This is a genomic window from Curvivirga aplysinae (genome assembly GCF_009711445.1).
Taxonomy (GTDB): domain Bacteria; phylum Pseudomonadota; class Alphaproteobacteria; order UBA8366; family Aestuariispiraceae; genus Curvivirga; species Curvivirga aplysinae.
Genome location: NZ_SMMC01000169.1, coordinates 1 through 26,144, shown reverse-complemented (window position 1 = coordinate 26,144; position 26,144 = coordinate 1). Strand labels below are relative to the sequence as shown.

General features: G+C 43.4%; 22 protein-coding genes. 9 read left to right on the top strand and 13 right to left on the bottom strand.

Annotation, left to right across the window (positions count from 1 at the left end; translation table 11 throughout):
- Positions 1-201 precede the first annotated feature (201 nt).
- The 4 genes from E1160_RS07965 to E1160_RS07950 all read left to right on the top strand — a co-directional run bounded on the left by E1160_RS07965 (position 202) and on the right by E1160_RS07950 (position 5,027).
- Complete coding sequence (locus E1160_RS07965; RefSeq protein ID WP_155154616.1) at positions 202-1,350, top strand: phosphoserine transaminase; 1,149 nt, start codon at positions 202-204, stop codon at positions 1,348-1,350.
- A 59-nt stretch (positions 1,351-1,409) separates the two neighbouring features.
- Positions 1,410-2,990 carry a phosphoglycerate dehydrogenase gene (serA, locus tag E1160_RS07960; RefSeq protein WP_155154615.1) on the top strand — a complete coding sequence of 527 codons (1,581 nt, stop codon included), beginning with the start codon at positions 1,410-1,412 and terminating at the stop codon, positions 2,988-2,990.
- A gap of 139 nt (positions 2,991-3,129) precedes the next feature.
- Positions 3,130-4,359, top strand: a complete 1,230-nt coding sequence (locus E1160_RS07955) for a polyhydroxyalkanoate depolymerase (protein ID WP_155154614.1) — start codon at positions 3,130-3,132, stop codon at positions 4,357-4,359.
- A 104-nt stretch (positions 4,360-4,463) separates the two neighbouring features.
- A complete protein-coding gene (locus E1160_RS07950; protein ID WP_155154613.1) occupies positions 4,464-5,027 on the top strand; it encodes a PAS domain-containing protein in 564 nt (187 codons plus the stop codon).
- Between the two features lie 60 nt (positions 5,028-5,087).
- Here E1160_RS07950 and grxD read toward each other — a convergent pair whose 3' ends face one another.
- The 6 genes from grxD to purC form a co-directional block, all read right to left on the bottom strand.
- Positions 5,088-5,426, bottom strand: coding sequence for a Grx4 family monothiol glutaredoxin (gene grxD, locus E1160_RS07945; RefSeq protein ID WP_155154612.1), 339 nt, complete (start codon positions 5,424-5,426; stop codon positions 5,088-5,090).
- 40 nt (positions 5,427-5,466) lie between these two features.
- Positions 5,467-5,709 carry a BolA family protein gene (locus E1160_RS07940; protein WP_155154611.1) on the bottom strand — a complete coding sequence of 81 codons (243 nt, stop codon included), beginning with the start codon at positions 5,707-5,709 and terminating at the stop codon, positions 5,467-5,469.
- 57 nt (positions 5,710-5,766) lie between these two features.
- Complete coding sequence (gene purL / locus E1160_RS07935; protein WP_155154610.1) at positions 5,767-7,989, bottom strand: phosphoribosylformylglycinamidine synthase subunit PurL; 2,223 nt, start codon at positions 7,987-7,989, stop codon at positions 5,767-5,769.
- A 12-nt stretch (positions 7,990-8,001) separates the two neighbouring features.
- Positions 8,002-8,691 (bottom strand): phosphoribosylformylglycinamidine synthase subunit PurQ, encoded by a 690-nt coding sequence (gene purQ, locus E1160_RS07930; protein WP_155154609.1) that lies wholly within the window; start codon positions 8,689-8,691, stop codon positions 8,002-8,004.
- A 75-nt stretch (positions 8,692-8,766) separates the two neighbouring features.
- Positions 8,767-9,009, bottom strand: a complete 243-nt coding sequence (gene purS, locus E1160_RS07925; RefSeq protein WP_328597138.1) for a phosphoribosylformylglycinamidine synthase subunit PurS — start codon at positions 9,007-9,009, stop codon at positions 8,767-8,769.
- A 104-nt stretch (positions 9,010-9,113) separates the two neighbouring features.
- Positions 9,114-9,884: a phosphoribosylaminoimidazolesuccinocarboxamide synthase gene (purC, locus tag E1160_RS07920; protein ID WP_155154607.1), complete on the bottom strand. Its 771-nt coding sequence runs from the start codon at positions 9,882-9,884 to the stop codon at positions 9,114-9,116.
- A gap of 434 nt (positions 9,885-10,318) precedes the next feature.
- Here purC and E1160_RS07915 point away from each other — a divergent pair, with 434 nt between their 5' ends.
- Positions 10,319-12,475 (top strand): methyl-accepting chemotaxis protein, encoded by a 2,157-nt coding sequence (locus tag E1160_RS07915; RefSeq protein ID WP_155154606.1) that lies wholly within the window; start codon positions 10,319-10,321, stop codon positions 12,473-12,475.
- Between the two features lie 104 nt (positions 12,476-12,579).
- Positions 12,580-13,173: a LysE family translocator gene (locus E1160_RS07910; protein ID WP_155154605.1), complete on the top strand. Its 594-nt coding sequence runs from the start codon at positions 12,580-12,582 to the stop codon at positions 13,171-13,173.
- Positions 13,174-13,243: 70 nt separating this feature from the next.
- Here E1160_RS07910 and E1160_RS07905 read toward each other — a convergent pair whose 3' ends face one another.
- The gene (locus tag E1160_RS07905) at positions 13,244-15,937 is read right to left on the bottom strand and encodes an Rne/Rng family ribonuclease (protein WP_155154604.1); all 2,694 of its coding nucleotides are present in this window, start codon (positions 15,935-15,937) and stop codon (positions 13,244-13,246) included.
- A gap of 227 nt (positions 15,938-16,164) precedes the next feature.
- Complete coding sequence (locus E1160_RS07900) at positions 16,165-16,488, bottom strand: hypothetical protein (protein WP_155154603.1); 324 nt, start codon at positions 16,486-16,488, stop codon at positions 16,165-16,167.
- A 310-nt stretch (positions 16,489-16,798) separates the two neighbouring features.
- Here E1160_RS07900 and E1160_RS07895 point away from each other — a divergent pair, with 310 nt between their 5' ends.
- The 3 genes from E1160_RS07895 (at position 16,799) to prfB (ending at position 21,868) form a co-directional block, all read left to right on the top strand.
- Entirely contained in the window at positions 16,799-17,935 is a 1,137-nt protein-coding gene (locus E1160_RS07895) for an N-acetylmuramoyl-L-alanine amidase (protein WP_218048782.1), read from the top strand.
- A gap of 166 nt (positions 17,936-18,101) precedes the next feature.
- Positions 18,102-20,615 carry a penicillin-binding protein 1A gene (locus E1160_RS07890; RefSeq protein WP_155154601.1) on the top strand — a complete coding sequence of 838 codons (2,514 nt, stop codon included), beginning with the start codon at positions 18,102-18,104 and terminating at the stop codon, positions 20,613-20,615.
- Between the two features lie 122 nt (positions 20,616-20,737).
- Complete coding sequence (gene prfB / locus E1160_RS07885; protein ID WP_155154600.1) at positions 20,738-21,868, top strand: peptide chain release factor 2; 1,131 nt, start codon at positions 20,738-20,740, stop codon at positions 21,866-21,868.
- An 11-nt stretch (positions 21,869-21,879) separates the two neighbouring features.
- Here the strand turns inward: prfB and E1160_RS07880 are convergent, their stop codons facing one another.
- The 5 genes from E1160_RS07880 to bcp form a co-directional block, all read right to left on the bottom strand.
- A complete protein-coding gene (locus E1160_RS07880; protein ID WP_155154599.1) occupies positions 21,880-22,773 on the bottom strand; it encodes an alpha/beta fold hydrolase in 894 nt (297 codons plus the stop codon).
- Between the two features lie 12 nt (positions 22,774-22,785).
- Positions 22,786-23,718, bottom strand: coding sequence for a DMT family transporter (locus tag E1160_RS07875; RefSeq protein ID WP_155154598.1), 933 nt, complete (start codon positions 23,716-23,718; stop codon positions 22,786-22,788).
- A 208-nt stretch (positions 23,719-23,926) separates the two neighbouring features.
- Positions 23,927-24,733, bottom strand: a complete 807-nt coding sequence (locus E1160_RS07870; protein WP_155154597.1) for a ferritin-like domain-containing protein — start codon at positions 24,731-24,733, stop codon at positions 23,927-23,929.
- A 6-nt stretch (positions 24,734-24,739) separates the two neighbouring features.
- The gene (locus E1160_RS07865) at positions 24,740-25,507 is read right to left on the bottom strand and encodes a response regulator (protein ID WP_155154596.1); all 768 of its coding nucleotides are present in this window, start codon (positions 25,505-25,507) and stop codon (positions 24,740-24,742) included.
- A 39-nt stretch (positions 25,508-25,546) separates the two neighbouring features.
- On the bottom strand, positions 25,547-26,011 hold the full coding sequence (bcp, locus tag E1160_RS07860) for a thioredoxin-dependent thiol peroxidase (RefSeq protein WP_155154595.1): 465 nt from the start codon (positions 26,009-26,011) through the stop codon (positions 25,547-25,549).
- Between the last annotated feature and the right edge of the window lie 133 nt (positions 26,012-26,144).

The window sequence follows — 26,144 nt, the reverse complement described above, 5'->3', positions numbered from 1 at the left end:
TGATTAACCGTTTAATTATATTTTTTAGATAAAAGCGACCATCATCATATGCAAAAGCGACAAATTAGCAGTTGATTTAGTTTTTGAAACTAGGTATTTGCTGCGTTGCAAACAAGCGGTACTTATTTGTCACAAAAGGTGATAGACGTTTGTTATTGTGGCATATCCACAAATTCTAATGATTAATATGAGGATCAAAAAATGACTATGAACCAGCCGACAATCCGACCGGCACGACCTTTCTTTTCTTCTGGGCCTTGTGCGAAACGCCCGGGCTGGTCGACTTCGGGTTTAGGCGGCGCATCGCTAGGTCGGTCACATAGATCCGCAGAAGGCAAGGCAAAGCTAAAACAGGTCATTGACGATACGCGTGAAATTCTTGGTATTCCCGCAGATTATAAAATTGGTATCGTTCCCGCATCTGATACAGGTGCTGTTGAGATGGCTCTTTGGTCTCTTTTAGGGGCGCGTGGTGTTGATATGCTCGCATGGGAAAGTTTCGGCAGCGGTTGGATCACTGACGTGGTGAAACAATTGAAGCTTGAAGATGTGAATAGCTATACAGCTGATTACGGCTTCCTACCTGATTTGACCAAGATTGATAAAAGTCGGGATGTTGTGTTCACATGGAATGGGACAACAAGTGGCGTAAAGGTTCCAAATGGCGACTGGATCGCGGATGATCGGGAAGGTTTAACTATTTGTGATGCAACCTCTGCGGCATTTGCCATGGATTTACCATGGGACAAATTGGATGTAACCACTTGGTCATGGCAAAAAGTTCTAGGTGGTGAGGGCGCACATGGCATGTTGGTGCTTAGCCCGCGTGCTGCAGACCGTCTTGAGAGTTATACCCCCGCATGGCCGTTACCTAAGATTTTCCGTCTTACAAAAGGTGGAAAATTGATTGAAGGTATTTTCAGCGGCGCCACAATCAATACTCCATCTATGTTATGTGTCGAAGATGTATTGGATGCGTTGAATTGGGCTCATGAAATCGGTGGATTATCTGAAATGCAAAATCGATCTTCCGCTAATCTAAAAGCGGTTGAATATTGGGTAGCGAAGACTGATTGGGTAGAGTTCCTTTGTGCTGATAAAACTCTGAGATCAAACACATCTATCTGTTTAAAACTGTCTGATAGTTGCTCACTAGAAGGTGAAGAACGTGATGGTGCGCCAAAGAAAATCGCAACCTTGTTGGAAAAAGAAGGTGTGGCTTTTGACATTAATGGTTATCGCGATGCACCAGCAGGTTTACGCCTATGGGGCGGTGCGACAGTTGATCCAGCTGATATGGAGGCACTTATGCCTTGGTTGGATTGGGCATATTCACAGATTACTGCATAAGAATTTCAAGATGTTACCAGCCTTTTAAGGCTAATGAATTATACTGAAAGTAAGACAAAATGGTTAAAGTACTTATTTCTGATAAAATGGATCCGCTTGCCGAACAAATTTTTAAAGAGCGCGGGGTTGATGTTGATTTTAAACCTGGCATGACGCCGGATGAGTTAAAAGTCTGCATTGGCGAATATGATGGTTTGGCTATTCGTTCCTCTACGAAAGTAACGCCGGATGTTTTAGAAGCGGCAACTAATTTAAAAGTGATCGGCCGTGCCGGTATCGGGACCGATAATATCGACAAAGAAGCCGCGACAGCTAATGGTGTTGTTGTTATGAATACACCATTTGGTAATTCTATTACTACCGCCGAACATGCAATTGCGATGATGATGGCATGCGCTCGTCAAATTCCGATGGCGAATGAATCCACCCATGCTGGTAAATGGGAGAAATCCAAATTCATGGGCGTTGAGGTTTTTGGTAAAACCCTTGGGCTTATTGGTAGCGGTAATATTGGATCTATCGTAGCGGATCGTGCGCAAGGTTTGAAAATGAAGGTTATTTCTTTCGATCCCTTCCTGTCAGAAGAGCGCGCAAAAGAGCTAAATATTGAGAAAGTAGAGTTGGATGATCTGTTAGCGCGTGCTGATTTCATTACGATGCATACTCCATTGACCGATAGTACGCGGAATCTGATCAACAAAGATGCGATTTCCAAAATGAAGGATGGCGTTCGTATTATTAACTGTGCCCGTGGCGGTATTATTAATGAAGCCGATCTGAAAGAAGGTTTGGAAAGTGGTAAGGTTGCCGCAGCGGCACTTGATGTATTTGAAGTTGAGCCAGCAAAAGAGAATGCACTTTTCAATATGGATAATGTGGTATGTACACCGCATTTAGGGGCGTCTACAACAGAAGCACAGGTGAATGTTGCTATTCAAGTTGCAGAACAATTATCCGATTATCTGTTAACTGGTGCGGTGACGAATGCCTTAAATATTCCATCTGTCTCTGCGGAAGATGCGCCGAAATTGAGACCATATATGAGTTTAGCCGAACAGTTAGGTAGCTTTGCTGGTCAAGTCACTGAAAGTGGTTTGAAGGCTATTCGTGTTGAATTTGAAGGGCATGTCGCAAGTCTGAATACACAACCGTTATTACAAGCGGTATTAGCGGGTCTCTTACGTCCGTTTAGTGATAGCGTGAATATGGTGAATGCGCCAAGTATCGCACGTGATCGTTCCATTGAAGTTTCTGAAGTGAAACATGATCGTCCATGTGACTATCAAACACTGATCCGTTTAGTCGTCACAACGGAGAAATTTGAACGCACGGTATCAGGAACTTTGTTTGGGGGACAGAAACCTCGTGTAGTAGAGGTGAAAGGTATTGAGATTGAAGCCGAACTTACAGAGCATATGCTCTACATAACCAATGAAGATAAACCAGGTATGATTGGCCAGCTTGGTCAAACCTTGGGGAATGTAGATGCAAATATTGCAACTTTCCACCTTGGGCGTGCCGAAGAAGGTGGTGAGGCCATCGCGCTTTTACAACTGGATAGTCCGTTAGATGATGATTGCATGGCCTTGATACAGGCGATCCCACATGTAAAACAAGCTAAGCTGTTGAGCTTTAAATAAGTTTAACTTCTAAAAATTATTAAAAGCCCTGGAAGCGTTATCTTTCGGGGCTTTTTCTATCTTGGGAATTAGGGATTTATGTTGCATTGCACCAATTTCTCCGTCACAGTGAGTATTCAGGATCAATTATTGAGGGCTTATGATCGTGCTGTATAGCTTTTACGATACCAAAGTGCAGGCAATGGAACCATTGCGCATTATGGCGGAAGCAACTGAAGTTGCTTTTTCGCATCCTTGGAATCCGTGGAGTTATACCCCTATAGGTAAAAGCATTGCGGCAGGCTCTCATGTGATGGAAAGTTTGCTACGTGAACGTGGTAAGCCGGATTGGATGATCGATACTGCAATAGTTGATGGAAAAGAAACACCTGTTACAATCGAAACCGTTGTTCATAAGGCTTTTGGTGATCTTGTTCATTTTAAGCGCGAAGGCGTAAAGGAAGGCACACATCCAAAGCTTTTACTTGTCGCACCTATGTCAGGCCATTATGCAACTTTGCTGCGTGGAACTGTGCAGGCATTGATTGATGATCATGAGGTCTATGTTACGGATTGGCGTGACGCATCTGAAATCCCGATGGGTGAAGGTAAGTTCGGTGTTGAAAAATACATCAGTTATGTCATCAAATTTCTAAAATATTTAGGTAAAGATGCGCATGTGATGGCAGTTTGCCAACCTGCACCACTGGTGCTAGCTGCCGTATCTGTTCTTGCCATGCAGGATTCCCCATATCAACCAAAGACGATGACATTGATGGGAGGGCCATTGGATACACGGGCTGCTTCAACTGTTGTGACAGAATTGGCAGATAAGCATGATATGAACTGGTTCCGTCGCAATTGTATTCATGTAGTGCCGCTCAGATTCGAAGGAGCAGGAAGGCGCGTTTATCCGGGCTTTATGCAGCTTCATGCCTTCTTATCCATGAACCCGAAACGCCATACTGTTGCACAATGGAAAATGTTTACTCATTTGGTTGAGGGGGATGGCGATTCAGCAGAAGCGCATCGTAAGTTTTATGATGAATATCTTGCTGTAATGGATACTGCGGCGGACTTTTATCTGGAAACTATCGATGCTGTCTTCAAACGTCACTTATTACCACGTGGTTTATTCCGTTATAAAGGTGACTTGGTTGATACGCATGCCATTAAGAAAACTGCCTTGTTAACGGTTGAAGGTGCATTGGACGATATTTCTGCACCGGGACAAACTATTGCAGCTCATGAAATGTGCTCTAACATTCCCGCGACTATGAAAAAGAATCATCTACAGGATGGTGTGGGGCATTACGGAATCTTTAATGGTCGGAAATGGCGAGAAATCATTAAACCAGAGATTGCTGCTTTTATTCGTAAGCATGGGTAAAAATTTAATTTTTCTTAAATTATTGAATGAAATTGAATTTTCATACTATAGTATGAATCGTGGGTAAGGGGACAATTCTAAATTGAATTGGTCGGAGGATTTGTATGACTGGTCATACTTTCAAGCCCCATATCGTTACCGATGATGGTGTTGAAAAAAAACCGCAGTTAGGGAAGACATCTGCTTTTTTGCAGATATGGTCTGAATTGACATGTCATACGGACAAGCCACGTTATAAAGATCTCTTACCAGAAGATTTACCAAATCAACTTTGGCGAAACTTATTTATTACTTCCATAGTAGCGGCTCCTTTCACGGTGACGTTTCAATATCAAGGAATGTATATTACGGACCAACTAGGTCAGCATTTTGCTGGGAAAGAGTTATCAGAAGAATTGTTTGGTGAAGCCTTGGGTGAAATTGAACGTCTCTATCAGTTAACATGGAAAGAACAAAAACCAGTTTTATCACGCGAATTAATGACATCACGAAGTGGTATCAGTACGTTGAATGAGGTGATTCATGTTCCGCTTTTTGATTCAACCGGAAAAGTATCTCATATATGTGGCGTTATTGAATCTGTAGATATTCCAGAAACTCCATTGGATGAGAATGATGATATCCCTCAAAGTTGGCGAGTAGAATTTTCTGGCATAGTTGATTTATAAATAAAAATGCCGCCTGAATAGCTTCAAGCGGCATTTTGATAACTGTCAGATTAGATGAAATTAAGCTTCTTGAAGCTCAACACCCTTATCTGTGAAAGCTTGTGAAAGTTCGCCTGTTTCAAACATCTCGCGAACAATATCACAACCACCAATAAATTCCCCTTTGATATATAGTTGAGGAATTGTTGGCCAGCTGGAATATTCCTTGATGCCTTCACGAACACCCATGTCTTCAAGGACGTTAATACCTTTAAAAGGTACGCCAACATGGTTCAAAACTTGTACAACTGCAGCTGAAAAGCCGCATTGTGGGAAAACAGGTGTGCCTTTCATAAATAGCACAACGTCGTTTTCATTGATCTCGGATTCGATTTGTTCGAATGCAGGATTATCGCTCATTTCTTTTCCTTTCATCAAGTAAGCTTCTTCATGCTGAAGCTTACTCTCCATCCTCTGGTACAGCGGTTTGCAAGGCAAGCGCATGAAGTTCGTTACCCATGCGCCCTTGCAATGCTTTGTAAACCATCTGATGCTGCTGAACGCGGCTTTTGCCTTTGAATTCTGCTGATTTAACGAAAGCTGCATAATGGTCGCCGTCTCCGCGCAGATCGTTGATCACAACTTCTGCATCTGGCAAGGCTTCCTTAATGAAGTTTTCGATATCACCTTGGGACATCGGCATGATGGTTACTCCTAATCAGTTATTGTTGGTTTTAGAATAGCTGATCGTCGAACTTATTTAAAGCTCAACTGCCATATATTCTGGCATCCAGCCTTCAAAAGCTTCACGAAGCTCTGCCAATGATATGGCATCACCTTCACCAAGCTTCAAGTCACTTCCGCCTGTTTTACCAATGATTTCTGCAGGAATACCAGATTCTTGTGCTTTTTCGATGATCACAGCGGCATTTTTCGTTGAAATCAGGTAACGTGCCTGATCTTCGCCAAAGAAATACGCATGTGCAGGCACATCAGAAGAAGCAGGTTGAACAAGTTTAGCACCCATTTTACCAGAAATGGCCATATCTGCAGCTGCACAGGCCAAGCCACCATCTGACAAGTCATGGGAGGCTGTCACTAATCCGTCGTCAATCAATCCACGCAGAAAATCTCCATTTGCCAATTCCTGATCCAGATATACAGGTGGCGGTGCACCTTCTTCGCGGCCTTCCACTGTATCCAAATAAACGGAATTACCTAACCACCCCTTTGTTTCACCGATCAGGATCAGGTCTTCGCCTTCTGCCTTCAGGTCAATTGAAACAGCTTTGGATACGTCATCAATCACACCAACACCACCAATAACAGGTGTTGGTAAAATACCAATACCATTGGTTTCATTGTAAAGGGATACGTTACCAGAAACCACTGGGTAGTTGAATTTGATTGCAGCTTCAGACATGCCTTTAACTGCACCAACAAATTGACCCATGATACGAGGGCGTTCAGGATTACCAAAGTTCATGTTATTGGTAATTGCCAAAGGTTTTGCTCCAGATGCAGTCAGGTTACGCCAGCTTTCAGCAACTGCCTGTTTACCGCCTTGTTTTGGGTCTGCCAAACAATAACGTGGGGTACAATCAACTGAGATCGCGATTCCCTTTTTGGTTTCTGGTAAGCGAACAACGGCTGCATCACAACCCGGTGCCTGTATGGTGTTACCCATAACCAAATGGTCATATTGCTCCCAAATCCAGCGACGAGACGCCATATTCGGGGAACCCATGATTGTTTTCAATAGCTCTGTTAAGCTATCAACGGCTTTCACATCACTCGCAGCAATAATATCTTGTTGTGGTGTTTCTTCCCATGGGCGTTCATACATTGGAGATGCATCCACCAAAGGAGGTACAGGAATGGAGCCAACTTGTTGGCCTTCCCACATCATGGTCAATTCACGTGTATCTGTAACTTTACCAACAACCGCGAAATCCAATTCCCATTTTTCGAAGATGGCACGGGCTTCGTCTTCACGTCCCGGTTTTAAAACCATCAACATACGTTCCTGACTTTCAGAAAGCATCAATTCATAAGGTGTCATGCCTTCTTCACGCATTGGAACCTGATCGAGGTGTAATTCAATACCTACTTCACCTTTATCCGCCATTTCCACGGAAGAGGAGGTCAATCCAGCAGCCCCCATATCCTGAATGGATACGATCGCATCGGTGGACATTAATTCAAGGCAAGCTTCCAACAACAGTTTTTCGGTGAATGGGTCGCCGACCTGAACTGTAGGACGCTTTGCATCAGAATCATCATCGAATTCTGCAGATGCCATTGTCGCACCATGAATACCGTCACGGCCTGTTTTAGACCCAACATAGACAACAGGGTTTCCAATGCCAGATGCTTTGGAATAGAAGATTTTGTCAGAGTCAGCCAATCCAACTGTCATTGCATTGACAAGGATGTTGGTATCATAAGCTTTATGGAAGTTTGTCTCACCGCCAACTGTTGGGACGCCCATACAGTTACCATACCCGCCAATACCGGACACAACACCGGAAAGTAGATGGCGTGTTTTTGGATGTTCTGGGCTACCAAAACGTAATGCGTTCATATTGGCAATTGGACGTGCACCCATGGTGAATACGTCACGCATGATACCACCAACACCAGTTGCAGCCCCTTGATAAGGCTCAATAAAGCTTGGGTGGTTGTGGCTTTCAATTTTGAAAACGGCGGCTTGGCCATCACCAATATCAACAACACCGGCGTTTTCACCCGGACCTTGGATCACTTGTTCGCCTTCGGTCGGTAATTGCTTCAACCAAAAACGAGAAGACTTGTAAGAACAATGTTCGGACCACATTACAGAGAAGATACCCAACTCAGTGTAATTTGGAGTACGGCCCATGATATCTAGCATAATACCATGTTCTTCTTTAGTGATACCATGCTCAGCGATCAACTCGTCGGTGACTTCGATCGCATTGAATTTTGCGTTATAATCTGTCATCGGTTTTCTCGCTTAGCTCAAAGAGTTAACAATAGAAGTAAATAATGGACTACCTTCAACGCCACCATGAAGCGGGTCAATTGCATTTTCTGGATGTGGCATCATACCAAGTACGTTGCCTTTTTCATTCAAAATACCCGCAATATTGCGTTGAGAACCGTTTAAGCATGTCGCATCAGAAACCACGCCATCTTCGTCGCAATAACGGAAAGCTACGCGACCTTCACCTTCAAGGCGATCCAATGTATCTGTGTCCGCGAAGTAGTTACCTTCATTATGGGCAACAGGCACAGTAATCACCTGACCTGTTTCATAAGCAGATGTGAAGTTTGTTGCATTGCTTTCAACTTTCAACTGTGTACGCTTACAGATGAATTTCAGACTAGCATTATGCATCAAAGCACCTGGCAACAAGCCCGTTTCTGTCAAGATTTGGAAGCCGTTACAAACACCAAATACGGTTACACCTGCATTTGCTGCCTTGGCAACTTCACGCATGATCGGGCTATTAGCACCCATCGCGCCACAGCGTAGATAGTCACCGTAAGAGAATCCACCCGGGACCATGATCATGTCCACTTTCGGTAAGTCGGTTTCACCATGCCAAACAAGTTGAGGTTTAACGCCAGAAGCTTGTTCCAACGCGGCGATTGCATCATTTTCCCGGTTGGTGCCGGGGAAGAGAATGACTGCGGATTTCATGTTTCCGTCCATCCCTACTTAGAAATTAGCGGCATTACTGCCTGATAAACGCGAATAATATGAGCTTAAGAAAACTTAGGCAGATAATTCGATTGAATAGTCTTCGATAACTGTGTTTGCCAAAAGCTTTTCACACATAGCTTCAACTTGTGTTTTTGCTTTTGCTTCATCTGTTTCCGCTAGATCCAATTCGATAACTTTGCCTTGGCGCACTTCGTCAACGCCGCCGAAATCAAGTGCAGTTAATGCATGCTCAATTGCTTTACCTTGTGGATCCAATACACCATTTTTTAATGTGATAGTAACTTTGGCTTTCACGGAAATTCTCCTAATCAGTCCCGTTTGAGGGTTTTTTAAACTGTGCGGTATTAAACTCTTTTAAAAGAAAAAGGCGCAAGGGGATATCCTTTGCGCCTCTTATATTATGATTCTTCGGAATCCGACTCTTCCAACTCGGCCATTCCGCCTTCCGGCAAAATTCCAAGTCGGCGCGCGACTTCCTGATAGGCCTCTTCGACGCCACCCATATCACGGCGGAAGCGGTCCTTGTCCATTTTTTCGTTGGTTTTCGCATCCCAAAGGCGGCAGTTATCCGGTGAAATTTCATCCGCCAAAACAACACGAACATCGCCATTTTCGTCTTCGATACGGCCAAATTCTAATTTGAAGTCAACCAAACGGATGCCGATGCCCATAAACAAGCCGGAAAGATAATCATTGATGCGCAGGGTCATCGCCATAAAGTCATCAATTTCTTGCGGAGATGCCCAACCAAAAGCAACGGCATGTTCTTCGGAAATCAACGGATCATCCAATTCGTCAGATTTGTAACAAAACTCAACGATTGAACGCGGCAAGTTTGTGCCTTCTGGAATACCAAGACGCTTTGCCATGGAACCGGCGGCTACATTGCGTACGATCACTTCTACAGGGATAATATCGACCTGATGACAAAGTTGTTCACGCATATTCATGCGCTTAATAAAGTGGGTTGGAATACCCATTTCTTGCAAGCGAAGCATGATGAATTCGGAAATGATGTTGTTTAAAACACCTTTACCATTGATGGTGCCTTTTTTCTTTGCGTTAAACGCAGTTGCATCATCTTTAAAATATTGAACGACTGTGCCTGGTTCAGAACCTTGAAACAGGACTTTGGCCTTGCCTTCATACAGTTTTGTGCGCTTTGCCATCTGTATTTCCTTGTGAAAAGTCTGGGTGATTATCTAGGTCGATAAATCACAAAATATTGGGTCACAGGAAGTCCGGTGGATTATCTAAAATCTACACCTTCATTTTCATGCACGCCCTATAGCAGCATTGACCCAGAGATACAATCGCCTTTCATCATATTTACTAAGATTTTATAACATTGTTTCAAACTATATTTAAAAGACCCTCAAATCAGATTTGCTTGTCTAGATTGTAATTTTATTATAAGGTCGCGATAACAACAACTTATGGCGCATATATAAAATTTTAACTAATAATAGTTTCCATATCTGCTAGCTTCTCATAAGATTGTATATACAAATTGGTGGCAGGAAATTCGGGGGGAAGCCCGTTTTTTTAGCGGAAATTTCCATATCATCTACATTAAAATTTGATTTTAGGTCGGGAGGAAACCATGGCGTTTCTGATGCGTATCTCGTTGGGCAAGCTTTTGCCAGTGATTATTGTTGGTTTGGTGTTGCTGTCTACTGTTATCGTAGGTGGGGTAAGTTTTGTGGCTGCACAAAACGCGTTGAGTGATGAGGCGGAAGAAAAGCTATCTGCATTGACGTCGGCGCGTACAAAAATGGTGCAAGATTATTTCTTTTCCATTGAGCAGGATTTAGCGACGCAGATTTCCAGTAAAGGATTTCAGAAAATCGTACGGGATTTCACCAATGGTTGGGATTATATGAAAGAAAAGGCGTCAGAAGATTTACGTCGTTTCTATATTACAGAAAATGAATTTCCTGCAGATCAGCGAGATCAACTTGATAAAGCCAAAGAAGATTTCTCAAAATATTCACTGAACCATAAAAAGCATCATCCATGGCTCAGAGATTATGTGAAAGATCGTGGTTATTTGGATCTATATATTTTCAATAAGAAAGGTGATTTGACCTATACGCTTTATAAGCAAGATGATTATGCAACAAATTTTTTAACGGGCCCTTGGAAAGATACTGCACTAGGGCAAGCTGTCTCTGAAACGTTAAAAATGCAAGCGCCAGGAGAAATGCATTATGTAGATTTAAGTCGCTATGCGGCAAAGAGCGATCAAATTGCGGGTTTTCTTGTCGCACCCGTTTATAATCAGCGTAAGAATTTGATAAGTGTAATTGCCATTCAGTTACCAATTGATCGTATTGACCAGATTATGCATGACGCAGTGGGACTGGGTAGAACTGGTGAGACTTATCTTATTGGTGATGATTCGTTTTGGCGGAGTAATTCCCGTTTTAGTGAGCAGAAAACATTACTGGAAAACAAAACACGTAATGCATCTGTTGAAGACGCAGTCGCAGGAAATTCGGGTAAAGCGATTGAACGGAATGCGGATGGGGTGAAGGTGATTACCGCTTATGCACCGCTTCCTTTCAATGGCTTGAACTGGGCGGTTATGGCCGAACAACATCACAGTGAAGCCACAGCCGCTGCGACTGAACTAGGTTGGTTTATTCTTATTTTATTATTAGTGGTAATTATTGTAGCTTCCGTTGTTGGTTTGGCTGTTGGGCGTAACATCGCGGGTAACATGTTATCTTTGGTGTCTTCTATGGAAGAATTGGCAAAGGATGCAACTCAAGCTGAAATTCCCGATATGGATCGAAAAACCGCTTTTGGCAAAATTGCTGAAGTTTTAAAAGGCTTTAAGCAAACCATGATGGATGGGCAGCGTTTGGCTGCTGCAACTGCTGCAGCACAAGAAGAGAGAGCTCAGCGAGCGAAAGCGATTTCTTCATTGGTTGAGAAGTTTGACCAGCAAGCGCATGAGACATTACAGGATGTGGATCGTGCGACACAGGATATGACTAAGTCAGCAGACGGGATGAATTTAATCGTTGGAAATACTCAACAACTCGCATCGGAAGCATCTCTAGTAACGGATCAAGCGAGTAATAATGTAAATACTGTGGCCGCTGCTGCAGAAGAATTGGCTGCTTCGGTTCAGGAGATCAGTTCTCAGGTCCAGCATTCTGCTAGTATAGCTGGGCGTGCCGTGACACAGGCTGCAGAAGGGAATGATTTGGTCCGTGGCCTAGAACTTAGTGCTGGCCGTATTGGTGAGGTTATTACGCTAATTAATGATATCGCAGATCAAACAAATTTATTGGCATTAAATGCAACGATTGAAGCCGCACGCGCGGGCGAGGCAGGCAAAGGATTTGCCGTCGTTGCAAATGAAGTGAAATCGTTAGCAAATCAAACTGCAAATGCAACAGGTGAGATCAGCTCGCAAGTTTCCCAGATCCAATCTGACACACAACAGACTGTTGGGGCAATCGAAGGTATTAGCCAAATTATTGAGGAAATGTCTGATATTATTACGTCGATTTCAGCAGCGGTTGAACAACAAGGCGCCTCCACGCAGGAGATCGCACGAAACACGCAGCAAGCAGCGGCAGGCACAAGTGAACTTACCAATAAGATTAGCGAAGTGAGCCAGATGTCAGATGAAAGTAAAAATTCAACAGATATTGTGGTGTCTGCGACAGGGAACCTTATCCAACAATCTGAAAATCTCCGTAAGCAGATTGATGCTTTCTTGAAAGAAGTGCAGGCGAATAGTTAACAGTTATCTTTCTTCCGAATTGTTATGGGTACAATTCAACTGATGCAAAGCGGTCTTTCTCTTGATAGATAATCAAGGATAGGCCGTTTTTCTTAAGGTGAAACATGACAATTGAATTTGCACTGCTTTGGCTATCTGTTCTATTTCCCCTCGTTTTTAGTGTCGGGCCGGGTAATCTTTTATGTGCGGTTGCTGGTGGAGCGCAGGGATATAGAAAATCATTACCGTTTATTCTTGGTCTTGATGTTGTTTATAGTAGCTATTCACTAATCTTCGGTTTCGGACTAGGGGCGATTGTCTTACAATCTCCCACATTGATGAAAACGGTTCAGGTGATTGGGGCAATCTATGTGGCCTGGTTAGCCCTAAAATTTATGCGTCGTCGCCATGTGGAGGCAAAAGAACTTCCACAATTACGATTTTTAGATGGGGTGATTTCCCAAGCGCTGAATGTAAAGGGAATTTCCATTATCCTGACCATGTATTCACAGTTTTTGGATGCGGAAAAAGCTCTCGTGCCTCAGGTATTGCTCTTAACGCTGGCCTTGCTATTGCTGAATTTATTCACTCATAGTGTTTGGACGCTGGGTGGCAGCTGGATGGCAAAAACATTTGCCAGTGATCGCGTGGTTAGAATACAAAGTATGATCTTTGGAATTATGTTATTGATCGTAGCGGGTTGGCTACTTCTTAAGTAATTAAATCGGGCAAGAAAAAAGCGGTCCAAGAATTGAACCGCTTTTTATGTTTTTATCTTAAAATTTTAGCCTAGCTACCGATCACCCGGCTCCACCAACCTTTACGTTTTGGTTGGTTGCTTTCAGCTGGTGCTTCCGAAGCAGGCGATGGTGCTGGTTCTGCCTTGGGGGCTTCCGGTGCTGGTGCGGGTTTAGGTGCCGCCTCAGCTTTTGGTGCTTCGGTCATAGAAGCAACTGGAGTTGCTTCTGCAGCCTCAACTTTTTTTGCGGATGCTTTCTTTGCCCGTGTTTTCTTTGCTGTTGCTTTCTTCGCAGAAGTTTTCTTTGTCGAAGCCTTCTTTGAAGATGCTTTCTTTGCAGAAGATTTTTTCGCAGAAGCTTTCTTTGCCCGTGTTTTCTTCACAGGCTTTTCCTCAGTAGCATCTTCTAAAGTTGCAACGCCGTCAGTTTGAGGTGTTTCCTCAGATGGAGTTACTTTCGCAGCCTCTGTAACATCTGCTTCAACGACTTCAATAGGTACTTTCCTGCGACGCACTTTACGTGGTTTTTCCTCCACGATCTGTGATACGCCTTCTACGGCAGCCTCTGCAGCAATTGCAGGTGTCTCGTCAGTTTTAGGTGTTTCGTTCTCGCCATCATTCGCATCATCTTGTTTACGATCGCGGCGGTTACCACGACGATTTGCAGGATGACGGTTTGTGCGACGACCACGATTACGTTTAGGCTTTTCATCGCTCTCTTCATCAGATTTATCTGAAACATCACTTTCTGAGGAGCTATCATCGGGTGCCTGACCTTCAGAGCCGTCTTCAGAGAAGTTATCATCGTTTAGATTATCTTCTTGGTCATTGCGATTTCGATTGCGGCGACGACCACCTCGGCGGCCACGTTTACGACGCTTGCGCTGGTTGTTGTCATCACTATCTTCATGCTCGCTATCAATATCCTCTGAAGATTCTGTATCATCTAGATTTTCTTCTTCTTGATTTTGATCACGATCATCATCCCGTTTACGGCCACGACGACGGCGGCGACGCTTACGAGATTTACCTTCGCTTTGTTCTTGTTCCTGTGTTTCCTCATCCGATTGGATTGGTTCCACATCTTTGATTAAGGCTTCGCCTTCTAATTCACCTTCACGTTCAAGGTTGAATTCGGTAGGCAACATTTTGGTATCAACAGAGATGGTTACTTTGTAACCGTAATTTTCTTCCATTTCAGCCAGCGATGCGCGCTTGCTGTTCAGGATATACATTGCCACGTCTGGATTTACCGTAACGGTAAGGAATGCAGTTCGACGGCGTAAGCCTTCTTCCTCGATAGTACGTAATACATTCAATGCAGAAGAATCTGTAGATTGAATATATCCGGTGCCAGAACATGTCGGACATGTTTGGGAAATCGCTTCCAATAGGCTTGGGCGCAAACGTTGGCGGGACATCTCCAACAAACCAAACGGACTAATACGACCAACTTGAATACGTGCACGATCTTTACGCAAGCTTTCCTTCAGCTTGCGTTCAACTTGCGCATCATTGCGGTTATCATCCATATCGATGAAATCGATAACGATCAAACCAGCCATATCACGTAGACGCAATTGGCGCGCAATTTCTTCTGCGGCTTCAAGGTTGGTTTTTAGCGCTGTTTCCTCAATATGACGTTCTTTTGTTGCTCGACCAGAGTTTACATCAATTGCAACCAAAGCTTCTGTTTGGTTCATTACGATAGAGCCACCTGAGCGTAGATTTACGGTTGGCTCATGAATCGCTGAAAGCTGACTTTCAACCTGATAACGTTGGAATAAAGGGATACCATTGTCATCTTTATAGGGTTGTACCTTCTTTGCATGGCTTGGCATCAAGGTCTTCATGAAATCCTTAGCTGTGCGATAACTTACATCACCAGCAACTAGAACTTCTTCGATTTCTTTGGTGTAAAGATCACGAATGGAACGCTTTATAAGATTTGCTTCCTCATGAATGAGGGAAGGCGCCGTTGCTTCCAAAGTATTCGTGCGAATTTGATCCCAAAGACGAGTAATATATTCAAAGTCACGTTTTACTTCGGTTTTTGTGCGACCTGCACCAGCAGTGCGCACAATGACTGCCATGCCTTGCGGGATTTTCAGTTCTGCTACAACAGACTTCAAGCGTTTACGATCCGCAACATTGGTTATTTTACGGCTTACGCCACCACCACGTGATGTATTAGGCATCAATACGCAGTAACGACCAGCCAAAGAAAGATATGTGGTTAAGGCTGCACCCTTATTACCACGTTCTTCTTTTACAACCTGGACCAAAATTACTTGGCGGCGTTTGATGACTTCTTGAATTTTATACTGACGTTTTAGGCGAGGGCGACGCTTTGCTGTTTGCTCCTGCGCTTCATCAGAGCCTTCGTCACCACCAAGTTCTTCAACTGGTGCACCGTTTTCAGTGTCAGTAGAATCATTTGTATCGTCATCATCTTCGTCTGTTTGGTCATCTTCAACCAAATCATCACGATCAGAAACCGGGATACGGTAATAGTCAGGATGGATTTCAGAGAAAGCTAGGAAACCATGACGGTTCCCACCATAATCAACAAAACACGCCTGCAAAGATGGTTCCACACGGGTCACCTTTGCCAGATAGATATTGCCTTTTAATTGTCGTTTGCTTTCTGTTTCGTAGTCGAATTCCTCAAGCCGGTTGCCATTCACGACCGTCACGCGCGTTTCTTCGTCGTGCGTCGCGTCGATTAACATTCTTCTTGCCATTTATTCTTTCTCCAAGCCGCGCGGCGGGAGAGGATGGTAGCCTCGCCTCAAATAAGCGCGGCAAGATGTTCACAAGAGGCATGATGCGCCGCTGCGCCAAAAGCGCAAAGCCGTCTACAGTATCGCGAAAGTTATTCGCAAGGCTGTGAACGTTATCGGATCGCAGAGTTAACATGCCTATTCCTTAATGTTTCCAGCGATCAACCCCGAATTGGGTCAAAAGCTGTTTACCAGTTAAAATGACAGTTAGAGGCTGATGCGTTATAAGGGGCGCTTATATTTAGCAAGGGCCGCCTTGCGGTTGGCATCAGCATATACTGTCTGTAATCATGATCCGCATTCTCGAAATCTTTATGCTTGGGGCGTTGCCTATTAATTTGAAGGCCGCTTCCATACAGGAAAACTTGATAAGTCACATGACCGTAATTTTCCTCAAGCCGAATTTCGAGAACCACGTCTCTTTCTAAATTCTGGAAGGTCTGTAATCTCAGCAAGCCGCATAAAACGGGGATATACCAATCTTTGCTGGCTTTACAGATTTCATCTTCCAAAATATGAAACCTTTTTCCGCATAGCATTAATAGCAATGTCTGGTAGGAAAGCTCAATCTATATCTTTCAGTTTTATGCATTTTTTTTAAGTTTTTTTGTTCCTATTCTTGAAAAACAGCCAAATATCTTCATTTCAATACTTGGAAAGATTTGCGAAGCAGGGCAAACTAATCCTTGTTTGATGAAATTTTTATTATAGGTTTTGCGTTAAAATATGCAGCGTCAGGCTAGATTCTATAAAATTTTTACATTGCTATCACTTGGAGTCGCACTGTTATTCAGTACGGTTTCTTCTGCTGCGGAAAAGGTTGTGGACTTGCGCTTTGGTCAGCATGGAGAGATGACGCGCTTTGTTGTGGAGATGACCCGTAAACCCGCTTATCAAATCTTTACTCTAAACAATCCATATCGTGTTGTAATTGATATGCCCGAAATGGAGTGGGGAGCGGCCAATGGAAAAGCAACAGGTGTTGTTAAAGGTTTTCGTCATGGTTTATTTCGTCCGGGTGTAACACGTATCGTTGTTGATGCTTCAAAACCTGTAAACATTGAGAAGCATTTTGTACTTGGTAGTTCTGATAATAAAACATATCGTTTGGTTGTGGATTTAAAGCCAATATCGGCAAGTCAATTTGCTTCTTCTACAAGAAAGGTAGAATCTGCTGATTGGAAAAATGTTGCACAGGAAGAGACGAAAACGGTTGTTATTCCTGCACCAGATGGCCAGCAATCTGCAGATGCGACACGCCCAGCAAAACCGATGATTGTATTAGATGCCGGACATGGTGGGCCCGATCCCGGCGCAATTGGTGGGGCGGGTACACGTGAAAAGAATGTCACTCTTGCTGTAGCAAAAGCCGTTCAAAAGCAATTGCTAGCAACTGGGAGATATCGGGTGAAACTAACCCGTGATCGTGATTTTTATATTCCACTCCGTAAACGTTATCGGGTTGCAGAAGATAATAATGCAGAGCTTTTTGTTTCCTTGCATGCAGACAAGATCGAACGTAGTTCTGTAAGGGGGGCATCTGTCTATACTTTGTCTGAAAGGTCTTCTGATAAGGAAGCAGCAAAATTAGCAGCAAAGGAAAATAAGTCGGATATCATTGTGGGGGTTGATCTGTCTGGGTATGACGAGGTTGTTGCACGTACTTTATTAGATTTTGAACAACGTGCTACCATGGAGATGAGCTGGCATTTTGCAGAAATGTTAGTTGGTGAAATGGGGAAGGAAATCAAGCTTTTACGTAATACCCACCGATTTGCAGGTTTTGCTGTCTTGAAATCCCCAACTGTACCATCTGTGTTGATCGAGTTAGGTTATCTATCTAATCGTCAGGATGAAAAACTACTTAAATCACCAGCTCAGCATAAAAAGATCGCAAAATCGTTACAAAAGGCGATTGATAATTATTTTGAACGTCAGGAACGTTTAAGTAAATCATAATAAGTTGTGTGGACTGAGAAGGAAGTAATGATTATTCCTTTGCCATTCTTCTGACATAAAGTTATGTCATCTCATATAAACTTGCGGCATTTATCTGATCAGGTAAACTATGCCTAGAATGTAATCAGGATGGATGGATTCAGAGAATTGATCTGAAATTAGCTTTATGAAATTTCTTTTAAAACTCTTCGCTTGGCTTGTATCTCTTTCAATTTTTAGTGTTTTAATTGTCGGTGCTGGTGCAACATATATTCTATGGGAATATGGTAAGCATTTACCGGACTATAAACAATTGGCTGATTATGATCCTCCAACCGCCACTCGTGTTCATGCTGGCGATGGACGTCTAATAGCAGAATATGCAACAGAAAAAAGAGTTTTCGTACCGATTACATCTATTCCGCGGGAAGTGGTGCATGGCTTTGTTGCAGCAGAAGATCAGAACTTCTATGCGCATCACGGCGTTGATCCAATTGCCTTGGCGCGAGCGGTCGTCACTAACGTAAGTTTATATTTTAAGAAACGTCGCTTTATTGGGGCTTCTACAATCACGCAGCAAGTGGCGAAAAACTTCTTGTTAACCAATGAAGCCTCTCTTGATCGCAAAATCAAAGAAGCTATTCTTGCATTCCGAATTGAGCAAGCGTTGAGCAAAGATCGGATTATGGAGCTATATCTGAATGAGATTTATCTTGGATATGGATCCTATGGTGTTGCTGCGGCGGCATTGAACTATTTCGATAAATCAATGGATGAGCTGACGACAGCAGAGATTGCCTATTTGGCTGCATTACCGAAAGCACCAAACAATTATCACCCTATTAGAAAACATGAAGCTGCAATTGCCCGACGTAACTGGGTTGTTGGACGTATGCTGGAAGAAGGGTATATTGATCAACTTTCTGCGCTTGAAGCACGTGATGAAGCCTTGATTGTGAAACCACGTACGGCGATTGAATTTGTTGAGGCTTCATATTTTGTCGAGGAAGTGCGTCGTGAATTAAGCGATGAGTTTGGCCTTGATGTGGTAAATGAAGGTGGATTGTCTGTTCGAACAACTCTTGATCCTGTTTTACAAGATTACGCGGAAAATGCGTTACGTAAAGGGTTAGAAGCTTATGATCGTCGTCATGGTTATCGAGGTGTTGTGGATAATATCAGCCTTGATACAGAGTGGGAGCAGCGTCTTGAAGATGTTCCGATGCCTGCAGGTGTTGTTGGATGGAAGAAGGCGGCAGTTATAGAGTTAGAAGAGAAATCTGCCTTCGTTGCATTTTCAGATGGTAAAACGGGTACGATTCCTTTCCGTGAGTTACGCTGGGCGCGAAAACCTTTAAAGAACCAAAAAGTGGGGGGGGCTCTGAAGCGTCCTGCTGATGTTTTATCTCTTGGCGACGTTATTCTTGTCGAGGAAGTAAAAACAGGTGCTCCAAAAGAACAAGGTGGCCCGCGTGTGGAATATCCCGACGGAACTTATGCTTTACGTCAGGTTCCTGCAATCAATGGGGCGATTATCGCTCTTGATCCCCATACAGGGCGTGTGATGGCGATGTCGGGCGGATGGAGCTTCGATCGCAGTCAATTTAATCGTGCAACACAAGCGAAACGTCAACCGGGATCAGCTTTTAAGCCATTTGTTTATTTGGCTGGGTTAGATAAAGGGTATACACCTGCAACAATGATTTTGGACGCACCTTTTGTATTGGATCAAGGACCGGGACAACCAAAATGGAAGCCAGCCAACTATTCTAAAAAATTCTATGGACCTAGCCCTATGCGGATCGGGATCGAGAAATCTCGTAACTTGATGACGGTTCGTTTGGCGCAAGCAATTGGTATGGAAACTGTTGCTGACTATGCAAAACGTTTCCATATTCTTGAAGACATGCCGGAACAATTATCTATGTCCTTAGGCGCTGGTGCGGTGAAGCTTGTCGATCTGGCCAGCGCATATGGCATGTTGGTGAATGGTGGTAAGGAAATCAGACCAACATTTATTGATCGCGTGCAAGACAAACATGGCAAAACTATATTTAAACATGACAAACGTGTTTGCGTTGAATGTAAAGAAGTGACTTGGACCATTGGGGATGATGTGGATATGCCAAAACTTCCTGATGAGCGTGCCATTTTGGCTGACCCCGCGAGCGCCTATCAGGTTGTCACTATGCTGGAGGGTGTTGTTCAGCGCGGAACAGGGCGTCGTATTCGGACCATCGGTAAGCCATTAGCCGGGAAAACAGGTACCACAAATGATAGCCGTGATGTTTGGTTTATGGGTTTTTCACCAGACTTGGTCGCAGGGATTTTTGTTGGGTTCGACACGCCGATTCCTCTAGGGACACAGTTATGGGGCGGACAAGAAACAGGTTCCTCTGTTGCAGCGCCAATTTTTAAAACTTTCATGACTGATGTGATGAAAGATCGTCCGGCAATTCCTTTCAGAACGCCGCCAGGTGTACGTATGGTTCGTATTGATGCACAGACAGGGCGTTTGGCCAATGCCGCAAGTGCCAAGGTGATTACGGAAGCTTTCAAATCAGGAACGGAACCGGGGATCGGTGCGCAAGCAGTCGTTATTGATGGTTCTGATTCTTTGGAGGAGGAAGCTATTGATGACGAAAATGGCGAAGAGAAAACATTGCGTGCTAAAACGGGGACATCGCGCGGTATTTACTAAGCGAAATATTTTTTCTTTCGGGACTTGGAAAGTGTAAGCCTCTTGCCAATTTCCGGCCCATAGCTTATGTCCAATGTCACCGTTTTTGTAATCAGTTTAATAGGTAGTAGGAGTAACGCCAGATGCGTGCCGAAATTCAATCCATGGTCGATGAAATCAGACAGTCTCTGGAACTGCTGAGTAAGCATATTGATCTGGATGTATCCGAAAAACGCCTATTGGAATTGAATGCACGCGTGGAAGATCCAAATTTGTGGAATGATTCCAACGAAGCGCAGAAAGTGATGCAAGAACGCGCTGCACTTGATAGCCAGGTTACAGGATATAAAGAACTCGCTAATGGGTTGGATGATAATATTGAGCTCATCGAAATGGCGGAGTTGGAAGATGATCAAGATATGATCAGTGAAGCGGAAGCTGCGATTGAAGCTATGCGTGATATTGCAGCGAAATTACAGCTTGAAAGTCTTCTTTCCGGGGAGGCGGATTCTAATAACTGCTTCCTTGAAATTCATGCGGGTGCTGGCGGTACGGAGAGTTGTGACTGGGCGTCGATCTTGTTGCGCATGTATACGCGTTGGGCCGATAGTAAAGGCTATAAAGTTGAGACTATGGAACAAAGTGCTGGCGAGGAAGCTGGCATCAAATCTACGACTTTGAAAATTGCAGGCCATAACGCTTATGGTTGGATGAAGACTGAAAATGGCGTACATCGTTTGGTGCGTATTTCCCCATTTGACAGTCAAGCACGTCGTCATACAAGCTTCTCTTCCGTGACTGTATATCCGGAAGTTGACGACAATATCGATATTGATATTGCAGAAAGTGATTTACGTATTGATACATATCGCGCATCTGGTGCGGGTGGTCAGCATGTAAACACAACAGATTCTGCGGTTCGTATCACGCATGTACCAACAGGTATTGTAGTTCAATGTCAAAATGATCGTTCTCAACATAAGAACCGTGCAACCGCGATGAAGATGTTACAAGCGCGTTTATATGAACAAGAATTACAGCGTCGTGAAGCGGAAGCGCAAGGCGAATATATGGAAAAAACCGAAATCGGTTGGGGGCATCAAATTCGTTCCTACGTATTGCAGCCTTATCAGATGGTCAAAGACCTTCGCACTGGTGTTGAGAAAAGTAATAGCCAAGGTGTCTTAGATGGTGACCTTGATGCGTATTTGGAAGCGGCACTTGCGTTAAAACTTGAAGGCGGTAAAGGCGATTCAATCGAAGATATTGATTAAAATATCTTTATTTATTCCTCGCAAAGAAAACCTTTAATGGCGTCATAAGTAGCATCTGGATTTTCTTCAACAAGAAAATGCCCGGCTTTAATGCTATGCCCTGTGACTATATTCGCTTTTTCACGCCAAGCGGCTACAAAATCATAGTTCTTGTGCATGAAGCCGTTTTCGCCCCACAGGGTTAAAGTGGGGCATTGGATGCGTTTATCTTTATCTGCACGATCATGTATTAGATCAATTGTTGCGGCAGCACGATAATCTTCACAAATTGCATGAATATTTTCATCCGTGAAACAACGATGATATTCTGCAATTGCTTCCTTGGCAAAACTGGCTTGGGTAGATCCCAATCCATGTAGTGTTTTTTCAAGGAACTGGGTTTTGCTATTACCTATTAAAGTTTCTGGAAACGGTTTTTTCTGCGTCAAGAAAAACCAATGATAATAGGCTTCGGCCGTATGTTGTGTGACGCTGTCAAAAAAAGTGAGTGTTGGAATAATATCTAAAATGACTACTTTTTTTACATGTGATGGATAATCCAGACAAAGACGATGGGACACACGTCCACCACGATCATGACCTATCAGTTGGAATTCATTATATCCAAGCGATGACATCAGACCGATCATGTCTTTTGCCATCTCTACTTTGCAATAGTTTTTATGGTCAGCTTCACCTTCGGGTTTGCTACTATCGCCATAACCACGAAGATCAGCACAGATAACAGTATAGCATTTTGCCAGCTGGGCGGCGATTGGATGCCACATGACATGGGTTTGAGGAAAACCATGAAGCAGTAATATTGGAGGGCCGTCTCCACCTATTCGATAACATATATCAACGCCATTAACCTTTACATATTTCTTTTCAAAATTTGGAAAAAGTGCAGCAACGTGATCTGTCATCTTGAGCCTCTATTATTGTTTCTTTTTCTTCTTCATTGTGGTCATCCAAAGTCCTAACAGAATAAAGACACTGCCAATCCAATGGAATGTTTGAAAGCCCTCACCCAAGATAATCCAAGCCATTATGCTGTTGGAAATCGGGGTTAGATAAAGTGTCAATCCGGCGATTGATGCCGTCACCAATGTTTGCAATTTGGAATAGGCTAAATAAGCAGCTAAAGCTGGAAATAGAGCCAAAAATAGAATGGCGAGAATGTTTTTCTGGGTGATTTCTGGCGTTGCGAATGTCATACCTTCCCAGATGGTGAAGGGGAATAGGACCATGACGCCAAATAGAATAATAGCCGCTAAACGTGGAGTTGTCGCCAGTTTTGACGGATGGAATTTTAGATAAAGCGAATAAATCGCCCATCCGGTAGATGCTGCAAGTATCCATAAATCGCCGCTAGTGAAGTTTAAATTTAAAAGGACATTAAAATCTCCTTTAGCAACAATTGTAACCAGACCGATAGCGCCCAGGATAATACCAATAATTTGTATCGGTCTTTGTTTTTCATCAAAGAAAGCTGCCGAGATTGCGATAATCATTAAAGGAGAGGATGCATATACCAAACCAATATTGGTTGCGGTCGTTGTTTGTCCGCCAATATAGACAAAGGCACCACAAACGCCCATGCCCATTGCACCTAGGATGGCAAGTTGAAGTTTTTCTGCCCATATGATTGCACGATGTTGCCATAAATATTTCCCAACAAAGGGCAGCATGATCAAAAAACAGATCGCCCAACGCCAGAATGCCATCGCAAATGGGGGGAACTCACCCGCCATAAAGCGGGCAACAATCATATTGGAGGCCATGAAAATCGGAGAGGCGATTAATAAAAACATCGCCAAGCTTGAAATGCCATGATCCGGTTCAGTTTCGGTTACAGGTATATCTCTCATATGCGAAACCTACTTGAGGTGGTTGTTTTGCTCTAGCCCTCTATTTGGAAAAACATTTAATCCTTTAGGGCTTAAAATGAAGTTTTATTTTATATTCGTTGACGCTGTGTCATAAATGAGGCGATACTGATAGAGAAGTTAAGTAGGTAGATCAACTTCCTAATAAAAGAGAGACTTCAAACCTCATCTCGATTACCCTTTTAAGACTTTAATCAGCTAACGGTTCATAAAAGGCTGCAGCAAATTTCGCTTTGTCTCTGCTTTCTGTATTGAAAGGCCGTTTCAAAAATCCATGATAATGTTGTCTCACCATATTTTGCCATGTGCTGATTTTTTCCAGATTATCTCTTTCGCATAAATAATCAAACCAACGTTTGCCTGCGGCTACATGGGTGATCTCATCATCGTGGATGATTTGTAAACAATCCGCTGATTTATCATCTCGAACCGTGCGTAATTTAATCAACATCGGTGGGGTCACATCTAATCCGCGTGCTTCCAACACAAGTGGGACAATGGCAAGACGTGCCTTTAGGTCATGTGCCGTTTTCTGGGAGGCTTGCCATAACCCATCATGGGCTGCCATAGCCCCGTAGAAACTTCCCAATTCCTTTAGGCGATTATTGATCATCAGGAAGTGACGCGCCTCGTCATCCGCGACTTTTACCCAGTCGTCATAAAAGCCTTTAGGCATATTTTCATGGGGAAAACGTGCAACAACATCCCAAGCTAAATCAATCGCATTGAGTTCGATATGCGCAATTGCATGTAAAAGCGCAGAGCGTCCGGTCGTACCAGTTGTTAATTTTCGACGTGGTACATCATTTGGATCTTTTAGGTTCGGCTTTTCTGGACGCGCAGGTCTGTCTGGTAGGGATTTGTTGCCAATATCTGTGATATCACCAGAAAACCATTTAGCTGCCAACAGGCGTGTGCTGTTGGCTTTCTCAACAGCATCCGCCGTCATTAAGGCGATATAGGCAGCCTCAGTTAAACTGGAAACGGTTATCGTCATTTTAACTTAGGTGATGTTGAAACGTTCCAATACATCCGCCAGATCATCCCCGAATTTAGTACCTTTATTCAAGATCGCTGCATTTTCTGGAAGATCTGCCAATTTCGCATGAGTTTTGTCATAGCTGGTTAGCAATGCAAATGGAATGCTTTTGGTGGCTGGCATCGCAGATAGGGCACAGGCTAAATCTATCCCAGTAATATAATCTAATTCTGCGGAGGAGAGCACCAAGTCAGGTTTAGTACGTACAGCCATCGCAATGGCTTCCAGCGGATTTGAAATGGTAGTCACGCGATATCCGCATGCGCGCAATTCACGCTCAAATAAACGTGCGGCTGTCTTACGGGCTTCGACCAACATGACTTCCACATCCAGATGTTCGATATCTTCCATATCCACAGGACGTGGCACCGGAAGGGAACGTACAAATTCACTGAAATCCCAACCATCATGTTGGATGGAACCATCTAAAATACCACGCATGGTGTCAGAAAATGTACGGATGTCTTGAAACTGTGCTGTTTCTGGACGATCAATCTGTTCAAGATAATTTACCAAACGTGTCATGGTAACGTTTAGCAATGCATGTGATGTATAGCGTCCTGTGATGCTTAAGCCGGTAAGCTTCCCCAATAACGCATCAAAGCGGCGGCGTCCTTCTTCGCTTCCACTGATATATTGTTCCATAATCACGTCGATTTCATCCAGAATTTCTCTGGTTTCTTCGACATATTCGGATTCAACTTGTGCATCATAGGATTCGATGGACGCCATTTTCTTGCCTCTTTCAGGAAAGTAGAATTAAAAGCAGAATTAAGAATTCTTCACCGCTTCTAATACAGCATCTACATGCCCTTTGACACGCACTTTATTCCAGATTTGCTCAACTTTTCCTTCTTCATTGATCAAGAAGGTACTACGAACAATGCCCATAAACTCTTTGCCCATGAATTTCTTCAATTGCCAAACTCCATAAGCTTCACAAGCTTGGCCTTCTTCGTCACTGACTAGATCGAATGGAAGATCATGTTTTGCAATGAATTTATCATGACGGGCCACAGAATCTTTTGAGATACCAATAATCTCTGTATTCAAGGCCTTAAACTGATCATGTGCATCACGGAAATCTTTGGATTCTGTAGTACAACCCGGTGTCATATCTTTTGGATAAAAATAGATAACAACTTTTTTGCCTTTCAGAGAAGAAAGGGTAAGTTCACCATCCCCTTGAATAGGAAGCGTAAAGTCAGGTGCCATATCGCCAATAGAAAGAGCCATAATCTTAAATCCTTGTATTTTGAGAGCCAATGTCAGTTTACGATTTTCTATCCTATTTAGATGTTTCAAGAAAGAATGTTTTTAAGGAATTAGGATCGCATCTGTGAATTTGTATTTCGGTTGCGTAGTTCGT